We start from the raw sequence: 1943 nt of genomic DNA, 5'->3' as shown, positions 1-1943 counted from the left end.
TTCTCGCTGACACCGAGAGCAGCGAGTGCGGTGTGCACGATGTCGGGTGCGTTGAGTTTTGCGACGTTATACTGCTCGAACTGCGTATCGTGGTCGATGAAGCGGTCTGGCAGGGTCATGGTGCGGAGCCGGACGTGGTCGAGCAGGCCGGTGCGGGCGAGGTAATGCGCCACGAGAGCGCCGAATCCGCCTTCCGCGCCTTCCTCGACCGTGATCAGGACCGCGTGGTTGCGGGCCAGCTGGTCGATCAGGGCTGTATCCAGCGGCTTGGCGAAGCGTGCGTCGGCGACGGTGGGCGGCAGGCCGCGGGCCGTCAGCTGGTCGGCGGCTTTCAGCGCTTCGGCCAGGCGCGGGCCGAGCGAGAGGATGGCGATGCCGCCTTTCTCACGCCCTGACTGGGCGCCCATCTCGCGGACGATTCGCCCCTTGCCGATCTCGATGACCGAGCCGGAGGCCGGAAGCTCGAGACCCAGGCCGTTGCCGCGCGGATAGCGCAGCGCGATCGGGCCTTCATCGAACCCGGCGGCGGTGGCCGTCATGTTCAGCAGTTCCAGCTCGTCGCTGGGCGCCATGATGGTCATGCCCGGCAGGCAGCCGAGATAGGCCAGATCGAACGCGCCGGCGTGGGTGGCGCCGTCCGCGCCGACCAGGCCGGCCCGGTCGATCGCGAGGCGGACCGGCAGGCCCTGCAGCACCACGTCATGCACGATCTGATCGTAGGCGCGCTGCAGGAAGGTCGAGTAGATGGCGCAGAACGGGCGCAGGCCTTCGGTGGCCATGCCGGCGGCGAAGGTGACGGCGTGCTGTTCGGCGATGCCGACATCGAAAAACCGGTCGGGGAACTGTTTCGCGAATTTGTCCAGCCCGGTGCCGGAGGGCATCGCGGCGGTCACGGCGACGATTCTGTCGTCCGTTGTGGCGCGGCTCACCAGTTCGCGGGAGAACACGTTTGTCCAGGAGGGCGGTCCCGGCGGGGCTTTTTTCTGCTCGCCGGTGATGACGTTGAACTTTGCGACGGCGTGGTATTTGTCGCCCGCGGCCTCGGCCGGTTTGTAGCCGTGACCTTTCTCGGTGATCACGTGCAGCAGAATCGGGCCTTTATCCGTGTCGCGCAGGTTGCGCAGAATCGGCACGAGCTGGCTCATGTCGTGGCCGTCCACGGGGCCGACGTAATAGAAGCCCAGTTCCTCGAACAGCGTGCCGCCGGTGATCATGCCGCGGGCGTATTCCTCGGCTTTCTTGGCCGTGCGTTCCAGGCGGTCGGGCAGCTTTCTGACCATTTTGCCGGCGAGGTCGCGCAGGCCCATGAACTGGCGCGAGGACATCAGGCGGGAGAGGTAGTTCGACATCGAGCCCACGGGCGGGGCGATGGACATTTCGTTATCGTTGAGGATGACGATCAGCCGTTCGGCGCCGGGGCCTGCGACGGCGGCGTTGTTCATCGCCTCGTAGGCCATGCCGGCGGAGATCGAGCCGTCGCCGATCACGGCGATGACATTGCGCTCGCGGTAGGACGGATCTTCTTCAGCGCGCAGATGATGTGCCACGGCCATGCCGAGGCCGGCGGAGATCGAGGTTGAGGAATGGGCGGCGCCGAACGGATCGTATTCGCTTTCCGAGCGGCGGGTGAAGCCGGAGAGGCCACCGGGCTGGCGCAGGGTGCGGATCCGGTCGCGGCGGCCGGTCAGGATCTTGTGCGGGTAGGCCTGGTGGCCGACATCCCAGATCACCCGGTCGTCGGGCGTGTCGAAGACCGCGTGCAGGGCGACGGTCAGTTCCACCACGCCGAGCGAGGCGCCGAGGTGGCCGCCCGTCGTCGAGACCGTGTCCACGGTCTCGGAGCGAAGCTCGTCCGCGACCTGCTTCAGCTGGTCGGTCGACAGATTCCGTAAATCAGACGGGTAGTCTACCCGGTCCAGTAACGGAAAACGTCCCCGAGAGGG

Annotated in this window: 1 protein-coding gene; it reads right to left on the bottom strand. The window is 66.8% G+C overall.

Annotation, left to right across the window (positions count from 1 at the left end; translation table 11 throughout):
* The coding region (gene dxs / locus GOB90_RS18605; protein ID WP_173572220.1) for a 1-deoxy-D-xylulose-5-phosphate synthase at nucleotides 1-1943 on the bottom strand (1943 nt) is incomplete at both ends.

Source organism: Acetobacter oeni, from assembly GCF_011516825.1.
Classification (GTDB): Bacteria; Pseudomonadota; Alphaproteobacteria; order Acetobacterales; family Acetobacteraceae; genus Acetobacter; species Acetobacter oeni.
Note: the sequence above shows the minus strand (reverse complement) of the source record. Positions and strands in the feature narration are given on the sequence as shown.